The sequence below is a fragment of the aff. Roholtiella sp. LEGE 12411 genome, assembly GCF_015206995.1.
GTDB lineage: Bacteria > Cyanobacteriota > Cyanobacteriia > Cyanobacteriales > Nostocaceae > Komarekiella.
This window is the reverse complement of sequence record NZ_JADEXR010000076.1, coordinates 1-16800: the sequence shown is the minus strand read 5'-3', so window position 1 is coordinate 16800 and position 16800 is coordinate 1. Positions and strand designations below refer to the sequence as shown.

The window sequence follows — 16800 nt, the reverse complement described above, 5'->3', positions numbered from 1 at the left end:
TTGAAAACATTTAAACAAGATGTTTTGCAATATATTAAGCTGTACTCAGATGCACTCAAATATGAGGTAGATGAAACTAAAAATCAATATTCTGTATATCGTATTACTATTATTATCTTATTATTTGGTTAGACAAAAAACAAGTTTCTTTATTTTCTTTTATGATTTGCTGTCTGTATGTATATATACGTTTCTAAATATAGTTATAGCTCATATAGTAATCCGATTTGATTCGTGAACTGACTTGTAGAGACACCGAATGGGGGATAGGGGATAGGGAATGGGAAAAAGGGAGTTAGAGGTGTACGCAGTTCTTTCAAAAATGAAATAGCAATCCCATAGTAAATGTTTTATTCTATTGATGTGTTGGAGTTGCGATCGCAACTTTAAAGAAAGGTCAAATACTAAATTTAATCAGAAACATGGATGAATTTATCTCCGGGGCAAGTGGAGAGCGTCTTAAAATTTTGGTACGAGAGCGAAACTATATTTTAAAAGCTTACCGACGGAGGCTTTTAAAATATAATGAAGTTGCAACCAAAAAACTTCCTCTTGGTAGTGGTGCTGTTGAAAGTTTAATTCGTCAAGTTGTTAATTTACGTATGAAAGGTAATAGTAAATTTTGGCTTCAAGATAACGCAGGAATTATGTTGCACCTCCGTTGTCAATGGATAGCTAAAAGTTGGGATAATTTTTCTGACTCTATCTTTAATTCGTTTATCAAACCCCAAAGTGGCTGATAAATTTTATACTTCAATTCGGCATTTAATTTATTTACTGCCATAATTGATATTAAGTCTTAAAGACTTATTGCAGATATATTTGGAAATAATCGTCAAATAACTTACTAGCAATCTTTTTGGGATATCTCATCAAGATAATTTACCGTGTAATTACGTATGTTAATTGCAAATAAAATTACTTTATACACAAATGTAAGTTTTAGCGTAGGCGCAGCCCGCCGAAGGCATCGCTGGTTTTTGATCCGACCTCACAAAATCGCGTTGCTCCCGTTGATGTTCATGATGCTACGCTCAACGTGAAACCGTAAAACCTCAACAAAATTGACTCGCCAGAAGCACATCATCAACTGCCACAAATTAAAAAACGAATATCTCGTTTACGTAACTGTGGAATGTTAGATCGGTGTGCTTATACAGTGTTGGAATTTTTGGGACGACAGACTTACTTGACTGTCGTGGAGGAGGGCTTATTGCAATGGCTAGAAAAACATTATCAGTAAACCAAAAAGTTTTTCTCCAAAGAGCGATCGCTAATAAAGCTTACGTACTGTTAAACAGATGTTGGCCTTTTTATCTCAAGCCTTGCAGCGCAAATATCAAGTAATTGAAAGGATTTATATTCCGTCAGGTTAGCGCCAAGAAATTCTTAATCACCAAACTATAAGTAATCGTTATTTATACTATGTCTGCTGGTTAAAGAATTTTGTGTAAACAAGTATTAAAACATATAAGTATTTTAGCGATCGCTCTTTGGAGAAAAACTTTTTGGTTTACTGATTAGAAATGATTTATCGCGGTCTTTATCATTTTACTATGGCTCATCAAAAAGGTAAGGCAACAGACCCCGTTAAGTATTTTGCTGACCCCCAAAATCGAGATTTAGGTATTATCAAACAGAAGCGAAAACCAAACGTTAAGTTAATTGTCGCTCCTTTTCCTGATCTCCAACGAGGGTCTGACCAGTTTTTTTTCCACAATTCTCTCAAAGCCTCTTGACAAAAGACTTACAGTCTTAACTTGTCACCAATGAGCGATCGCTTGTCAGAAAATTTGTAAGTATGACAAATCCACATACCCCCACTGGGTTGCACCAGGCACTTCATGAGTTGAGACATGGTTCGGTGACGGAAGCCAAGCAAATACGCTTCGAGGCAGATAGCAATACTGGCGAATGTGAGGCGTGCTGTTGTAGGGGTATAGGTGCAGCAAGAAGCTTTGAGAGCAGTATGAGTTAATTTGCGTGAACTTGCTTATCTAGGTAATAACTAGCTTTTTCACGTTTAATAACCTTATATGAAGCTCGTATGAACTTGATTGCTGCTTGTGCAGAGATTTCTTCAGCTTCAATTATAAAATTAACTTATGTATTCTTCAGCACAATCAAATATCACACAATTGTTTCTCGCACAAAAATAAATTGCATTTTTAGCAAGAATCAAATGCGTTTTTAGCAATTAACCAACTAAATTTGACAAGGTATTGGTTTTTCAATCAGGCAATGAAATATATTTGGCCGAAGTTTAAATTAAAATTTATGTTGGTTTTAGGTATGTATAAATGTTTACAAAAGTTTACAAGTTTAAGATTTGGTAAAGATGTTTATGTAACAGAGGAATAGTGGTACATAAATAATCAATACCAACCAAACCCAGGAAAACACTTAAACAACTCATTTAAACCAGCTATTTTCTGCGAATTTAGTCAATTACTACTGATGAAATTCGTACATAGTTTTTGACAAATTCATGAAACAGTTGCGTAAATTTTTCAGTCTGACATCAAGCGATCGCCTGCTTTTAATTAAAGCTGTACTTCTACTCGGAACAATCAGGGTAGGGTTAAAATTACTACCATTTCAGCAATTGCGTGGTCTTTTGGCGAAGATTGCACAGCCAAGGGCTAAGTTGCAGGCGGTAGATGAAGCTTTTGTCAACAAAGTTGCTTGGGCTGTGACAGTAGCAAGTCCATACTTACGAGCCGTATGTCTTCCTCAAGCTTTGGCTACGCAAGTATTACTTGATCGGCGTGGTTATCCCACTCAGCTACGCATTGGTTTTACCAGAAACAAGGGTGGACAGATGTCAGCCCATGCTTGGGTAGAAAATCAGGGACAAGTTGTGATTGGTGGTGCAGGGAATATCGGTCGTTATATTTCGGTACCAATTCCAGAAGTAGAAAGTGATGAGAGTGGTAGTTGGCATTTATTTACTTGAATAAATGCAGGCTATGAACAGAAAAACGAATTTAAACAACAACAATTGATGTTGCGACATGAATAATCAAGACAAAACGCCTGAAGGAATAACACCATTACTGCCTTTATGGTCTTATCAATTACAGCAGGATTCAAAGCTGGCTGTGAAGACTAGGAAGGATTTGGAAATTCATTTGATTACTCGTGCTTTAAAAGATGAGGGATTTAGGCAGGAGTTGATTGCTAATCCGAAGGCGGTGGTGGAGAAAGAGTTAGGGACTAAGCTGCCAGAGGAGTTAGAGATTAACGTTCTAGAGGAAACGGAAGATACCCTTTATATGGTGTTACCTTACAATCCTTATGAGGGGATTTCTGAGGAGGATTTGAAAGCTTTAGTGGGGATGACTTATGAGGATGTTGCTCGGTGGTTATTGGATCAGCAGAGAAATGCTTTGCTAGATGAGGAAAGCAGTGTAACGGTGATGGCACGAGCTTGGAGAGATGACGGGTTTAAGCAGGAGTTGATTACTAATCCGGTTAAGGTCATTGAGGAAGAATTGGGAGGGAAGATTCAAGAACAACTTCAGGATATTCAACTTCAAGTAATTACAGAAACTGTCAACAGTCTCTTTATAGTACAGCCACAAGGCTTGACGTTCCCTGAGTGTACAATCCATGAGCTTGACAGGATTAATATGCCAATGATTGTAGGTTCTGGATCTCCAACGATGGGAAGTAATGATGTACTATGTAATACAATTCGTGGCACTAATTGCTTTCCACCACCACCCCCTCCACCTCCATGTCCAGGTTTTGGAACTTTCTGCATTTTAACCTTGTTTTAGAATCTAAATTCTTTTGGTGGGTATTCGTCCATCTTGGCATGGTATTGACAAGGGATACCCCCAAACAATTCTTATAAATCAGTATAATCTTAGCAAGACAGTAAAGATGTTGTTTTCTAAAGAAGAATTAAAGAAAATTTCCAAAAAAGGCACCACAATCGGAGAGAGACTTAGTTCTAAATTTTATTGTGAAGAGATACCAGAAAATCATGCTGTAGTTGATGCCATAATTGAGCAATGGTGTCAGGTGATGACTCTGGGGGATAGGGAAAAATTTGAACAGCGCCTTATTTGGGATGGACTGGAATTAAACACAGTTCGTAATTTGATTAGCTGTGCATCTATCTGTGAAGGACAGTCATTGCCTCCTTGGACTCAAACATTAAATGAATGCTTGAAAGCTTATTTATATCAAGATAAATTAGATTCTGGGAATTTTTTTTTAGACCCTCAATATCCGCTACCATTTGAAGAAATTTTATCACCATTCATTTATGTAGCTAGAACTAAGTTAAAGACGCAAGTTGGCTCTGGCTATGAATTACTTTGTGACGCAGCTCATGCAATTCTTGAGCGCAGTCTTCTAAGATGGTTAGTTAATCTATGTACACCGTCACTAGAGTTTGAGTTGTCGGTTTTCCATCTAAGTAGACAAACTACTCTAGTAAGCCGTTTGCAGAAATCAATAAATGTTAGTTCTCAGCATCATTACAAGCACTTTACCAAATACTTTCTCCAAGGTCGGCTAATAAAATTCTTCCAAGAATACCCTGTATTAGGACGATTAGTGGCACAGGCTACTGATTTGTGGGTTGATGCCACTGGAGAATTTATCTCTCGTTTAGCCTCGGATTTGTTTGATATTGAAAGATTTTTCCAACCCGGAAAGGAATTAGGAAAGGTTACATGCATAAAACCAGATATGTCTGATCGCCATCATGGTGGTCGTTCTGTCATGATCATAAGCTTTGCATCAGGACTAAAACTGGTTTACAAGCCAAAAGATATAGGTATGGAAAAAGCTTACATGAAATTGCTGGCTTGGTTAAATCAGCAGGATGTCCCATTGCCATTCAAGTTACTTCAAGTACTTGAACGTTCAGGTTATGGCTGGGTTGAATTCGTAGAGTTTGTACCCTGCAAAGACCCAGAAGAAACCAATCGGTACTACCAGCGCTGCGGGATGTTGTTATGCTTGGTGTATTTCTTAGATAGCACAGATTTACATAACGAAAATATTGTTGCCTGTGGTGAACACCCTGTATTAATTGACCTTGAGACACTGATGCATCCTTGGGTACGCGAAATGGAAACGCGACAGCCAACCAAAGGATCTAAATTACTAGCCAATCAGCAACTTTGGCATTCGGTACTTCGTACCGCACTCTTACCGCAGTGGCAGTTTGATCCAAAAGGTCACGCTTATGATGTTAGTGGTTTAGGAGGGAACGGTCAAAATAACAAGTTTAATCAATCCCAGCAAAGTAATACTATTAAAACAAACATAATAAATAACAAGGAAGAATCCAGATCAAACACTAATCCGAAATCCAAAACTACTTCCGTTGATGAAGCGATATTAGCACTGAAAGATAATCATAAAGAAATTATTAATGGCTTCCAGCAAATGTATCGCTTCTTGGTGAAACATCGTCAAGCTTTGATAGCTTCCGATAGCCCCTTGATGGCATTATCTGGTCAACCAGTACGTTTTATTTTTCGTAACACCTCAACCTACGCTTCAATTTTACAACATACCCTTCATCCGAATTTTTTGCGCGATGGTGCAGAGTGGAGTATTCAACTTGATATTTTAAGTAGAGCAATGCTCTTTTCCGATACAAAACCTTCATGCTGGGTGCTTGTAAAAGCAGAAAAACAGGCATTAGAGCAAATGGATATCCCATTATTCACTGCTCGTTCAGATAGTAATGCTTTAAAAATTTCATCCAATCTAATCATTGAAGATTATTTCACAGAACCCAGTTTTAATGCTGTAATTACCCGTTTAAATAAACTTAATGAGCAGGATTTAGAGCAACAGATATCATTTATTCAGGGAGCATTGTACGCACGTACAGCAGAAGATGCTCATCGTTTATCCCTGTCTGATAACTTAAGTTTTATTTCTACTTCGTTGCTGCCTTTAACCAAGCAAGAACTTGTAACCCAAGCTCGTGAGTTAGCAACAAACCTTGATAAAAAAGCAATTCATTCTGATGATGGTAGCGTTACATGGTTAGCCCCTCAATATCTCTCTCATGTACAAAAATTTCAACTTCAACCCATGGGGTATAACCTGTATGATGGCAGTTGCGGTCTTGCTTTATTCCTAGCAGCATTAGCAAAAATTTCCCCAGGCGATAGCTTTCGTAACCTCACTTTAAGTTCGTTGCAGCTTCTACTTAAAGATATCAGAGAATCGGCATCTACTCATAATTTAAATGCTGGTATTGGTGGAGCATTGGGTAGTGGTGGTATTATTTATGCTTTAGTTCATCTCAGTAATTTTCTCAAGGAACCAGCACTCCTAGAAGATGCCAAACAAGTAGCATCTTTGATTACCTCTAAGCTAATTGACGCTGATAAAAATTTTGATATTATTTTGGGGGCAGCAGGAGCTATTCTAGGCTTGTTAGCTTTTCACAATATCTCTACTGATACAGAAGTTTTGGAAAAGGCTATCGCTTGTGGCAACTATTTATTAAATAATCGTGTTGCAAGTGATTCAGGCTACAGAGCATGGGCAACTTTAGATGGAAAATTACTCACTGGATTTTCTCACGGTACATCAGGAATTGCCTACGCATTACTGCGTTTATATAAAGTTACAAGCGAAACTTCTTTTCTTGAAGCAGCTGAGGAAGCCATAGCCTATGAACGTAGTGTCTTTATTCGAGAAATAGGAAATTGGCCAGATCTGAGACAACCATCCACAAAAGAAAGTCCTGCTTGTATGTGTTCTTGGTGTCATGGCGCTCCTGGTATTGGTTTAGCCAGAGTTGCTGGTTTAGATATTCTAGATACCCCTGAAATTCGCAAGGATATTGAAGTAGCTATCAATACTACAAAAGAACATAAAATCTCAGGAGTAGACCACCTCTGCTGTGGCAATTTAGGTCGAATCGAATTTCTATTTACCGCAGGTCGTAAACTTAACCGACCTGAATTAATAGAAACGGCAATGGGACAAGCCGCTCAGGTCGTAGCTCGTGCCAAACAAAAAGGTGGTTTTGATTACGGTTCTATCCTAACTTTCCATCCCGGCTTCTTTCCTGGTGCATCTGGAATTGGTTACGAACTTCTGAGACTAGCTTACCCAGACCAACTCCCCTCCGTGTTGCTGTGGGAGTAATCCATGACTCCCTACCCCTACAAACTCAAACACAAAATTCAAGGAGCATTGCGGCTAAAGCGGGCGTTACAACTTGTGTGGCAAAGCAGTCCAACTTGGATGATCGCTCGTATACTACTCCTAATATTGCAGAGTACGCTACCCTTACTTTCACTCTATTTAATGAAAGTAATTGTAGATGCAGTGTCAGCTGGCATCGCAATTGCCAACAAAGAAGCAGCCTTCAAACAGGTAGCGCTGCTAATTGCACTCACAGGCACAGTTAACCTGGTTATTGCCTTGTGCAGTTCAATTGCAGAACTGGTCAACACAACCCAAGCTGAGATAGTCACCGACCACATGTACGGCATTGTTCATGCCAAAGCCATTGAAATTGACTTAGAGTATTACGAAAATTCCCAATACCACGACATCCTGCAACGCGCCCAAAAAGAAGCCTCATTTCGTCCTAGCCATATCCTCAATAGTTTGTTACAGCTAATGGGGAACACCATTTCCCTAGTAGCCATTGCAGGCTTACTGCTTTGGTTCCATTGGGAGGTCGCCGCCATCCTCTTTATTGCCACAGTTCCCGGTCTGTTTGTGCGTTTAAAGTATGCAGGCGAGATGTATCACTGGAAGCGCAAACGCACAGCCACAGAACGCAAAGCTTATTACCTAGATTGGATACTCACCAATAGTTTGTACGCCAAGGAAATTCGGCTGTTTGATTTGGGTTCTCTGTTCAGTCGCCGCTTTCGCCAATTAAGAAAGCAACTCTACCGAGAAAGCCTTGCTATCTCTCAAAGAAGTGCCATTACAGGGTTTGTTGCCCAAACGAGTGCCACCCTCGCAGTATATGGTTCCTATGGTATCATTGCTTACCAAACAGTTAAAGGCACTTTCAGCATCGGCGACCTGATTATGTATTACCAAGCATTTCAGCGCGGACAAGGTGCGCTCCAAGGGGTGTTGAGCAGTTTAGCTGGTCTTTATGAAGATAACCTATTTCTTTCCAACCTCCACGAGTTCCTTGACCTCAAGCCCAAGGTGGTGGAACCGTTACATCCTCTGCCCGTTCCTCTACTCCAGCAAAAGGGGATTAAATTTCAGGGTGTGAGCTTTCAATATCCTACCAGCGATCGCCCAGGACTAAAAGATATCTCCCTAAATATTCAACCAGGGGAAGTAGTAGCCTTGGTGGGTGAGAACGGTGCAGGCAAAACTACCCTAATTAAACTTTTGTGCCGATTATACGACCCCACAGAGGGAAGCATCACCTTTGAGGGCAATGACTTGCGCTGCTTTTCTAGCACAGACCTCCGCCGCCAAATCAGCGTCATTTTCCAAGACTACGCCAAGTATCATCTAACTGCTAAGGAAAATATTTGGTTTGGTAACATCGACCTCCCACCGGATGATAAACGAATTGAAAATGCTGCCTGTAAAGCAGGTGCTGATGATGTCATAAATGGGTTGCCTAATAGCTACGAAACTATTTTGGGGAGTTGGTTTGAAGACGGAGAAGAACTCAGTATTGGTCAGTGGCAGAAAGTAGCACTAGCACGAGCATTCTTGCGTGACTCTCAGGTGATTGTCCTCGATGAACCCACTAGTGCATTAGACCCCAAAGCAGAAGAAGAAGTATTTCAAAAGTTCCGCCAACTCATCAATGGTCAAGCTGCTATCCTTATCAGCCATCGCTTATCTACAGTAAAAATGGCCGATTGCATCTATGTGATGGAACACGGGCGAATTGTGGAAAACGGTACTCACGAGGAACTGATGCAGCTAGGCGCTAGCTATGCACACTTGTTTGAAACCCAAGCCCAACACTATCGATGAAACGAGCGCGTAAGTTTTTCAACAATATAAATGCAGATCATTATCTTTTCAAACGACTTGCCTTCTCTTTGTTGAGTTTGTGGTTTTGGTGGGTAGTGGCTAACCTAATCAACGTGATGATAGGACAATTATCGTTCTTTACTATGCCCATGTTTGGCATTTTACAATGGCTAGTTTTGCGAAAATACATCCCGCATTTAGGTAGGTGGATACTAGCCAGTGCTTATGGTTGGATTACAGCATACTTAATTATTTATGTGTTTAAGATTGGGGAAAAGATTGTAGAAATTGCTCCTCAAGGATATTTATTAATACTCGGAGTCACTGTGAATATACAGGGAGTTTGGACATATATCTTGATTATGTTTTTAGCGTCAACTGTAATCGGAGTTTTTCAATGGCTAGTTTTGCGAAATCACATCCGGTATGCAATTTGGTGGATATTTGCCAGTTGTATCGGTGGAGTTGCTAAAGGAGGTGCGATCGCACTTGTTCTACCAATAGTAGACCCTACGCTTGTAGAAGTTATAGGTTCGTTGGCCTATGGAACCGTGACTGGTATTGCCTTGATAGGACTACTAAAAACTCGGATTCAGCGTCATCTTGAGCAACAAATGTATTGGAGTTAGATATTTGACTTTTTATGAAAACCTTAGTTAAACCACCGATTAAAGACTCAGAAACGGCGGGAGCAGAAATCGAGTTACTTCTGTGTTGTTCTCGAACCTGCATCAGCACCCAAACAGCAGAGCGAATCAAAACCCTACTTCAGCAAGATATCGACTGGACTTACTTAATCCAAACAGCAGCTAGTCAAGGGGTGATACCGCTCTTGTACCAAAGCTTGAAAGCTACTTGCTCGGAAGCCGTTCCTGAAATTATCCTGACTCAATTACGCAGTTATTACCATACCAACGCCGTCCACAATCTGTTGCTAACTCAAGAACTGCTGAAGTTACTGGAGTTACTTAAGGAACACGATATCTATGCTATCCCGTTCAAAGGGCCAGTGCTTGCAGTTGGAGCTTACGGTAATCTTGCGCTACGACAATTCGGAGATTTAGACATCTTAGTTAGCGATCAAGACTTTCTCAAAGCAATTGATTTGCTCCAAAAACAAGGAGAATACAAATACACATTCCCAAGATGGTTCCTAAGTGATGCCAAAGAGATAGCCCGACTGAAATACATCAATGAACATTCACTAATGCGTAATGATGGCTTGGTCTTTGTGGATATTCACCAGAACATTACTGCGAGGCATTTTTTCTGTTTCCCTATTAATTTTGACAACCTATGGCAACATCTGGAGCCAGTACCTTTAATTGACATTAAAGTACCGAACCTGGGATTAGAGGACTTGCTTGTAATTCTCTGTGTGCATGGTTCCAAACATCTGTGGGAGAGACTAGCATGGATTTGTGATCTAGCTGAATTAATCCGCATTCATCAACAAACGGATTGGGAGCAGATAATGGCAAAAGCCAAAAAGCTAGGCACAGAGCGTATGCTTTTACTAGGTTTATATTTGGCACATAATCTTTTAGAAACTACTTTACCAGAGCCAGTTAATCAAAGAATTCGGGCTGATTTAGAATGCCAAAAACTTACTTTTGAAGTTTGTCAGGACTTTTTTAATCAAACTATCAGCCAAACAGAAGGCTTTAGCTTCAAAACATTCAAATTTCACATCAGAATGATGGAACGTCAACAGGATAAAATACATTACTGTATTGGAAGTTTTTGGCGTTGGATTATTCTTCCGATACTCCATAAAATGATGCCAACATTTCAAGATCAGCAGTTTTTATCACTGCCCAAATATTTGGATTTTCTCTACTATTTAATCCGACCAATTCGCTTGACTAGAAATTTAGTAGTAACTATATGGCAACGTCTCTTCAATAAATAAGATTTCCTTGAACATAAGGTCAGCATTAAGACTTTTTCGCTTGGGGCTAAACCTGCCCTTAAACCATCAACGGTAATGCATTAACGGCTTTAGGGGAATGGCACTAAGAAAAGCCCAAAGGCTTGTGTCGTCTCGTTCCCAGCCTGGGGGCTGGGAATGTGTTTAAAGAGGCTCTGCCTCTTGTCAAGCTAGTGGAGGCGGAGCCTCCCAGAATGGGTTCCCAGCCCCCAGGCTCTTAACCAGTCAGAGCAAGGGCTGTATCTTTTCTTAGTGCCATTCGGCTTTAGGGGAATGGCACTAAGAAAAGCGGAAACGCTTATCAATTAAGCAAAGCAGTGCATCGCAGAGTATAGAAGTGATGCGATCGCTAACGCTTCTCATGTTGAATGCGATGTCTGCAAAACCCCAAAGCCTTGCTATTGCTACATTTCTATATGTTTGATAGCAAACATTGTTATGAATAACAGTTAAACCACCGCTCCCAGTAATCTTCTTTATTTGTTAACTTTCCAACTACACGGTTGTAATTGGCAAACCAGCCTTCCCAGTAATCGCTGGGCTGATTGACGCAACCATTGCAGGTGGGACAACCAGCTTTACACTGAGGCACAGTATGAATGCTACCAACGCAGTTTGTGCAAAGTTCAGGGTCAATCCAGTGCTGTCCATCAACTATCTTAACTGCATTAGTGGGACACACAGACAAACAGAGATTGCAGGAAATACATTGGCTAGTAATTTTATAAGCCATGATTATTCTCCTTTTTGGGTATTGGGGATGGGGCATTGGGAATCGGGCATTGGGCATTGGAGAACCAGTGCTGTGATGTGATGTTAGCGCTAGCGGCGAGAAGCGAGGCGCTCTTAGCGTTCCCGTAGGGTAGCAATTGGCGTGCGACTGGTATCATTGGGCAGAGCATTAAGGATATTTCATCTTGTCCCATGCCCCATGCCCCATGCCCCATACCCTATTCCCTATTCCCTAGTTGCTTGACGTATTGCTCGTAAAACTCCAAAGCAACCTTCTCAATCACGTCGTAAGCTTCAATAGTCTGTATGCCAGCTTCTTGCAATTTTTCTTGGGGACAGTTACCAATCTTGGAAACTAAAACTGCTTTGCAATCTGCGATCGCTTCCATAATATGCTCAAAAGTGGCTTCCTCACCGTATCCACCTTGACAATACTGGTCAATCTTGCGATGACTGACAAAGCGAACTTCGTTGCCCTCTACTTCGTAAATTTGGAATTCTTTGGCATGACCGAAGTGCTGGTTAACCAATCCGCCGCCTTTGGTTGCTACTGCAACTAGGACTTTAGGATTGTTAGCAAATTTCTTGCCTGTGCGTGCCTTGTCTTTGGCTACTTTAAGTTCTTCTTTAAACTTCTCAATACCTTGGTGTACTTCTTGACGCTTTTCGAGGTCATATTCTGGGGACATTTCCAAGAATTTATCTTTGCTAAATTCCTGGCTGCGGTCTTCTCCCAATAATCCGACTGCATCGGCTCGACACTGACGACAATGGCGCATCATTTTCATGTTGCCGGAGCAATTGTCTTGAACTTCTTTGAGTTCCTTGGTTGAAGGGCCGCGCTGACCGTTTAAGCCGAAGTGTGTGCCATGTTCCGGTGCAGAAATCAGCGGCATGATGTTGTGCAAAAATGCCCCATTCTCACGAATGAATTTATTCACTTCGACCAAATGCTGATCGTTAATTCCCGGAATCATCACCGAGTTGACTTTGCACAAGATGTCTGCTTCTTTGAGGGCTTGCAATCCTTCCATCTGCTTTTCGAGCAGAATCTTGGCTCCTTCCACGCCTCTATAACGCTTACGCTTGTAGTGAACCCAAGAATAAATCTGTGCGCCGATTTCTGGGTCGATGGTGTTTAGGGTGATCGTAACGTGATCTATATTTAATTGCTTAATGCGATCGATGTATTCGGTCAACATTAAACCGTTGGTTGATAAACAAAGCTTGATATCCGGTGCTTTGTCTGCAATCAACTCAAAGGTGCGGAATGTCTTTTCTGGATTTGCCAATGGATCGCCAGGGCCTGCAATTCCCACAACTGTCATTTGAGGAATCTTACCTGCAATCACCAAAGCTTTGTGTGCTGCTTCTTCTGGTGTTAGCAACTCGCTAACGACTCCAGGGCGACTTTCGTTAGCGCAGTCATATTTACGGTTGCAATAGTTGCATTGAATGTTACAGGCTGGAGCAACTGCAACGTGCATCCGGGCGTAGTGGTGATGGGCGTCTTCGCTGTAGCAGGGATGTTTAGCAATGCGTTCTTGGAGCTTTTCATCCCTTTCCACGGTGGCGCTGCTGTTGCTGTCGCAGCCGCAACCACCTGATTTTGCTGGGGTTGTCGTCGATTCCGTAGCGGGGGAGGTGAGGAGTCGTGTAGACGGTGATGTCATTGAATTTCGCAAAAGGTCGGTGGACTTGGCTGCCACTGTGGGAGATGCTGTTGCTATTGTCTATGCCTAGGAATTGAAGCCGCGTCTTATACCCACGCTGCCTACTATAACAAGGGCGGCTGATTACATAGGACAGGCTGATCAAATCTTTGAGTTTCGGCTGGTGTGTGTCAACGGTTGGGTCTTGGGTAGAACTTATGTGTACAGCCGCGACTTCCATTCACTTCAGGCATGGTGCTATCTCATCCCTCCACTCACTTTTCGCTTTTGGTGTTTGCCAGAGCGTTAAGTGATTGGCGATATAAGATTTATATCAGCCGTCGCCAAGGTCGGTAGTGCGTCTATCTAGGATAGAATTTATTGGATTTATTAAGTTTGTACTCAAAATCTAAAACCCTGGCTGTTAGGGCATTAAAGAAGTTGAAAAACTTTTTTTCGGGTAGGGGTTCTAGTGTTTTTAGGTTGGGGTTCGAGTATTTATAGACAGGGGTTCAGGACTTTTTTGTACTCAATTGAAACTCAACATCAGCAAGGATTCAACCGACTTTGAACTGTTTTTTGGATGTCTCTAATGTGTACTCAAAGGCTCCTTAAATCCCATTAAAAGCGACAAATGCCAAGGGATTTAAGGGGGAAAAACTGGAGTAGGCTACGTCGTGCTACCCCAGACACGTGCGAAATTCAATTCTGTATCTAACATATCATTTTTTTTGGAGAAGAAATGCAATTCATATTTTCTTAATTTTTCTCGAGATAATAATATTAAATTGCGCTGGTAAATCTTATTGGATAAGGCATATAAACTCCTGCAAAGAAATGACTTAATGCACAATATTTGCAACTAATCTAATTCTAAACCTTTTTTTATGTTTGTTTTCTGCTAGCAAAGACGATCTGTTTGAGTTAGTGGATGATAGCCCAAAACTTCAAGGGAACTGAGTGCTGAAACCCCAGGATTATGATCAGCTATCAAAAATCCTACCGAATCGCCCTTCAAGCAACTGCATAGCCCGTGTAGGGTCTGACTTCCGGTGAACGAAACCCAAGTACAATGTGGTCTTTGGGGATTCCAGCCCGTTCTAAATCGGCAGCAATGCCTTCTTCAGTCCCATCTCGTTGAATCCAGATTTTGCCATCAATCAAGTCAATATGAACCACGATCGCCATCTCAACCTACATCCATCCACAAATAGCGATCGCGGGTTCGATCAAACACGACTTCCGATTGAATATCAGCAATCGCTAAACTAAAGTCATAAGCAATAACAAGCTTTCTGAGTTCCGTAAACAAAACAGGGTAGCAGGAGGAATGCTATGAAAGCAGTCGTTATCCGGCGGTATGGCTCGCCTGAAGTGTTGCAGTACGAAGACGTAGAGCAGCCAAAAATTCAACCTGAGCAGTTACTGATAAAAATTCATGCCAGTAGTGTTAATCCCATTGATTGGAAAATCCGTAAGGGAATGTTGAGCTTGCTTACAGGGAACAAATTCCCGATGATTCTGGGGTTTGATGTGGCGGGAGAAGTAATAGCGGTTGGTAGTCAAGTCACGCGTTTTCAGCCAGGAGATTCTATTTATGGCGGTACTGGCTTCCCTGGAGGAGCTTATGCTGAATTTGCAGTTGTCTCAGAAAACTTGGTTGCGCCCAAACCAACAAACCTGACTTATGAAGAAGCTGCTGTTGTGCCCTTAGCGGCGCTCACGGCATTGCAAGCCTTGCGCGAGCAAGGTAATATCCAAGCTGGACAAGCTGTCTTGATTAATGGGGCTGCGGGTGGAGTAGGGATTTTTGCGGTGCAAATTGCTAAGGCTTTGGGGGCGGAGGTAACGGGAGTTTGCAGTACTAAAAATTTGGATTTTGTGAAATCTCTGGGAGCAGATTACCTCATCGACTATAAGCGACAAGATTTTACTGAGGGTACAGCACAGTACGATATTATCTTTGATGTGGTTGGCAAGCGATCGCTCTCTACTAGCAAAAGAGTTCTCAAACCTAATGGAGTTTATATCACAACGCTACCGACGCCCGAAATCTTTGTGCAGGGTATCTTAACAGCTTTTATTCCTGGGCAAAAAGCTAAATTTATCATTGAGCGGCTTAACACTCAAGACTTGGTTTATCTCAAAGATTTGATTGAAGCTGGCAAAATCAGGGTGGTGATTGATCGCACATATCCCTTAGCAGAATTAGCTGCGGCTCATACTTATAGCGAAACTGAGCGTACTGTGGGGAAGATTGCGATCGCAATTTCCAGTTGATTGCGAGTAGTTCTATAAATTAGTTTAATTGCTGGGTTAGGGGAATTTCCTAACCCACTCCACAAAAAATCTAACTTAACGCGATGTGCATTCGGCGTTGCATACAGCACCTACGGATGTTATGAGGTACAGTAACAGCAACTAGTAAACCAGTTTCTTAAATGTTGAGGATTTATTAAGTCGAGTGCAACTGAGATTAGTTTATCAACCATTTCTGTTGTAGTTGGAGCAAAACTGCGTAAAAAAGATTTAAATTGTGACCACCATAATTCAATTGGATTAAAATCGGGGGAGTATGAAGATAAACAAATAACTTTCGCACCTACAGCTTCAATCATTGGCACAATTGAATCTAGTTTATGTGCAGATAAATTATCCATAACTACCACTGCTCCTGACCATAAATTTGGCACTAAAAACTTCTCAATAAATAATTCAAATGCAGTGCCATCCATTGAACCATTCATTGTCATTAATACGACTACTTTTTTAATACTAATTGCTCCAATTACTGTAACTTTTGAGCCTCTATAGAAGGGGTTAAGAGAGTAAGCTCTTGTTCCCATTTGTGAACGCCAATGAGTCCTCGTTAACCCAAGTAGGACACCAGTTTCATCCAAAAAGACTAAGTTTTCTGGCTCTATATATTTGACTTTTTCCCAATAATCTAATCTTAAATTCAGAACTCTCTCTGTCCCCGCTTGGGTACTCCGCTTTGTTTTTTTTTCCGATTTAATCCTAATTTCTGTAACGCCCGACACATTGCACTTCGACCTACTGAATTTCCAGTAAGGTCTGCAAATAATTCACACAACTCTATCAATGTTGCATCTGGATGTGATTCAACTAATTCTCTCAACTCTGTGTCAGCATTTGTTAAATGACTAAATTGTGGCTTTCCTCGCGGCTTTGATTGTAAATTTCCTTCAAGTTTTTGTTGTTTTACCAGCTTTTGCACTAAACTCTTTGACACGGAAAATATGTTCGCCACTTTCCTGATTGAGATATTTTTCTGAAGATGTGCTGCAACTATTTTTTCTCGAAGATCGACAGAGTAGGATTTCATTTAAAAGTATTTATATTTTAATCTAGTGTACCTGATAACAGGCGGAAGTGCTGTAATCCAGTATCCCGGATCGGAAAACCCAACAATTATCCAATCTGCTGATACTGGGTTAGAGCGCTCGCTCTTAATTACAAATGCATTTATCTGCCCTCTTATTTCTTCTTTTGCGTTTTCAATAG

The 16800-nt window shown here is 41.0% G+C and carries 16 protein-coding genes and 2 pseudogenes; 11 read left to right on the top strand and 7 right to left on the bottom strand.

The window, feature by feature from the left end; translation table 11 throughout:
- Positions 1-383: 383 nt before the first annotated feature.
- The 10 genes and pseudogenes from IQ246_RS17210 to IQ246_RS17170 all read left to right on the top strand — a co-directional run.
- Positions 384-740, top strand: a pseudogene (locus IQ246_RS17210) (ISLre2 family transposase); the annotation flags it as partial.
- Positions 741-1218: 478 nt separating this feature from the next.
- Positions 1219-1347 carry a hypothetical protein gene (locus IQ246_RS30950; RefSeq protein ID WP_255515593.1) on the top strand — a complete coding sequence of 43 codons (129 nt, stop codon included), beginning with the start codon at positions 1219-1221 and terminating at the stop codon, positions 1345-1347.
- A gap of 173 nt (positions 1348-1520) precedes the next feature.
- Positions 1521-1739, top strand: a pseudogene (locus IQ246_RS17205) (IS4 family transposase); the annotation flags it as partial.
- Positions 1740-1801: 62 nt separating this feature from the next.
- Positions 1802-1978 carry a hypothetical protein gene (locus tag IQ246_RS17200; protein ID WP_194004570.1) on the top strand — a complete coding sequence of 59 codons (177 nt, stop codon included), beginning with the start codon at positions 1802-1804 and terminating at the stop codon, positions 1976-1978.
- Positions 1979-2488: 510 nt separating this feature from the next.
- Positions 2489-2956 (top strand): lasso peptide biosynthesis B2 protein, encoded by a 468-nt coding sequence (locus IQ246_RS17195; RefSeq protein ID WP_194004569.1) that lies wholly within the window; start codon positions 2489-2491, stop codon positions 2954-2956.
- Positions 2957-3014: 58 nt separating this feature from the next.
- Entirely contained in the window at positions 3015-3782 is a 768-nt protein-coding gene (locus tag IQ246_RS17190) for an NHLP leader peptide family RiPP precursor (RefSeq protein WP_194004568.1), read from the top strand.
- A 106-nt stretch (positions 3783-3888) separates the two neighbouring features.
- The gene (locus IQ246_RS17185) at positions 3889-7137 is read left to right on the top strand and encodes a type 2 lanthipeptide synthetase LanM family protein (protein ID WP_194004567.1); all 3249 of its coding nucleotides are present in this window, start codon (positions 3889-3891) and stop codon (positions 7135-7137) included.
- Between the two features lie 3 nt (positions 7138-7140).
- On the top strand, positions 7141-8961 hold the full coding sequence (locus IQ246_RS17180) for an ABC transporter ATP-binding protein (protein WP_194004566.1): 1821 nt from the start codon (positions 7141-7143) through the stop codon (positions 8959-8961).
- Positions 8958-9590, top strand: a complete 633-nt coding sequence (locus tag IQ246_RS17175; RefSeq protein ID WP_194004565.1) for a hypothetical protein — start codon at positions 8958-8960, stop codon at positions 9588-9590. The genes IQ246_RS17180 and IQ246_RS17175 overlap by 4 nt, the downstream gene beginning before the upstream one ends.
- A 14-nt stretch (positions 9591-9604) precedes the next feature.
- Complete coding sequence (locus tag IQ246_RS17170) at positions 9605-10873, top strand: nucleotidyltransferase family protein (protein WP_194004564.1); 1269 nt, start codon at positions 9605-9607, stop codon at positions 10871-10873.
- Positions 10874-11327: 454 nt separating this feature from the next.
- Here the strand turns inward: IQ246_RS17170 and IQ246_RS17165 are convergent, their stop codons facing one another.
- From IQ246_RS17165 to IQ246_RS30435, 5 genes are all read right to left on the bottom strand, one after another.
- Positions 11328-11624: a 4Fe-4S binding protein gene (locus tag IQ246_RS17165; RefSeq protein ID WP_194004563.1), complete on the bottom strand. Its 297-nt coding sequence runs from the start codon at positions 11622-11624 to the stop codon at positions 11328-11330.
- Positions 11614-11838, bottom strand: a complete 225-nt coding sequence (locus IQ246_RS17160; RefSeq protein ID WP_194004562.1) for a hypothetical protein — start codon at positions 11836-11838, stop codon at positions 11614-11616. Before IQ246_RS17160 ends, IQ246_RS17165 begins: the two co-directional genes overlap by 11 nt.
- 3 nt (positions 11839-11841) lie before the next feature.
- Complete coding sequence (nifB, locus tag IQ246_RS17155) at positions 11842-13296, bottom strand: nitrogenase cofactor biosynthesis protein NifB (RefSeq protein WP_194004561.1); 1455 nt, start codon at positions 13294-13296, stop codon at positions 11842-11844.
- A 993-nt stretch (positions 13297-14289) separates the two neighbouring features.
- A complete protein-coding gene (locus IQ246_RS17150; protein WP_194004560.1) occupies positions 14290-14463 on the bottom strand; it encodes an element excision factor XisI family protein in 174 nt (57 codons plus the stop codon).
- A gap of 1 nt (position 14464) precedes the next feature.
- Positions 14465-14587, bottom strand: a complete 123-nt coding sequence (locus tag IQ246_RS30435) for a XisI protein (RefSeq protein WP_244142068.1) — start codon at positions 14585-14587, stop codon at positions 14465-14467.
- Between the two features lie 23 nt (positions 14588-14610).
- Between IQ246_RS30435 and IQ246_RS17145 the strand changes: the two genes are divergently transcribed.
- On the top strand, positions 14611-15555 hold the full coding sequence (locus IQ246_RS17145; RefSeq protein WP_194004559.1) for an NAD(P)-dependent alcohol dehydrogenase: 945 nt from the start codon (positions 14611-14613) through the stop codon (positions 15553-15555).
- Between the two features lie 119 nt (positions 15556-15674).
- On the opposite strand, the gene IQ246_RS17140 is transcribed toward IQ246_RS17145, so the two are convergent.
- Together IQ246_RS17140 and IQ246_RS17135 are read right to left on the bottom strand one after the other, a co-directional pair.
- Positions 15675-16316 (bottom strand): transposase, encoded by a 642-nt coding sequence (locus IQ246_RS17140; RefSeq protein WP_339379313.1) that lies wholly within the window; start codon positions 16314-16316, stop codon positions 15675-15677.
- Positions 16235-16621 (bottom strand): IS630 transposase-related protein, encoded by a 387-nt coding sequence (locus IQ246_RS17135; protein ID WP_194004557.1) that lies wholly within the window; start codon positions 16619-16621, stop codon positions 16235-16237. Before IQ246_RS17135 ends, IQ246_RS17140 begins: the two co-directional genes overlap by 82 nt.
- Positions 16622-16800 lie beyond the last annotated feature (179 nt).

Coding starts and splice junctions, on each gene's coding strand:
- IQ246_RS30950 (WP_255515593.1), top strand. CDS start 1,219: ATGGCTAGAAAAACATTATCAGTAAACCAAAAAGTTTTTCTCCAAAGA.
- IQ246_RS17200 (WP_194004570.1), top strand. CDS start 1,802: ATGACAAATCCACATACCCCCACTGGGTTGCACCAGGCACTTCATGAG.
- IQ246_RS17195 (WP_194004569.1), top strand. CDS start 2,489: ATGAAACAGTTGCGTAAATTTTTCAGTCTGACATCAAGCGATCGCCTG.
- IQ246_RS17190 (WP_194004568.1), top strand. CDS start 3,015: ATGAATAATCAAGACAAAACGCCTGAAGGAATAACACCATTACTGCCT.
- IQ246_RS17185 (WP_194004567.1), top strand. CDS start 3,889: ATGTTGTTTTCTAAAGAAGAATTAAAGAAAATTTCCAAAAAAGGCACC.
- IQ246_RS17180 (WP_194004566.1), top strand. CDS start 7,141: ATGACTCCCTACCCCTACAAACTCAAACACAAAATTCAAGGAGCATTG.
- IQ246_RS17175 (WP_194004565.1), top strand. CDS start 8,958: ATGAAACGAGCGCGTAAGTTTTTCAACAATATAAATGCAGATCATTAT.
- IQ246_RS17170 (WP_194004564.1), top strand. CDS start 9,605: ATGAAAACCTTAGTTAAACCACCGATTAAAGACTCAGAAACGGCGGGA.
- IQ246_RS17165 (WP_194004563.1), bottom strand. CDS start 11,624: ATGGCTTATAAAATTACTAGCCAATGTATTTCCTGCAATCTCTGTTTG.
- IQ246_RS17160 (WP_194004562.1), bottom strand. CDS start 11,838: ATGGGGCATGGGGCATGGGGCATGGGACAAGATGAAATATCCTTAATG.
- nifB (WP_194004561.1), bottom strand. CDS start 13,296: ATGACATCACCGTCTACACGACTCCTCACCTCCCCCGCTACGGAATCG.
- IQ246_RS17150 (WP_194004560.1), bottom strand. CDS start 14,463: ATGGCGATCGTGGTTCATATTGACTTGATTGATGGCAAAATCTGGATT.
- IQ246_RS17145 (WP_194004559.1), top strand. CDS start 14,611: ATGAAAGCAGTCGTTATCCGGCGGTATGGCTCGCCTGAAGTGTTGCAG.
- IQ246_RS17135 (WP_194004557.1), bottom strand. CDS start 16,621: ATGAAATCCTACTCTGTCGATCTTCGAGAAAAAATAGTTGCAGCACAT.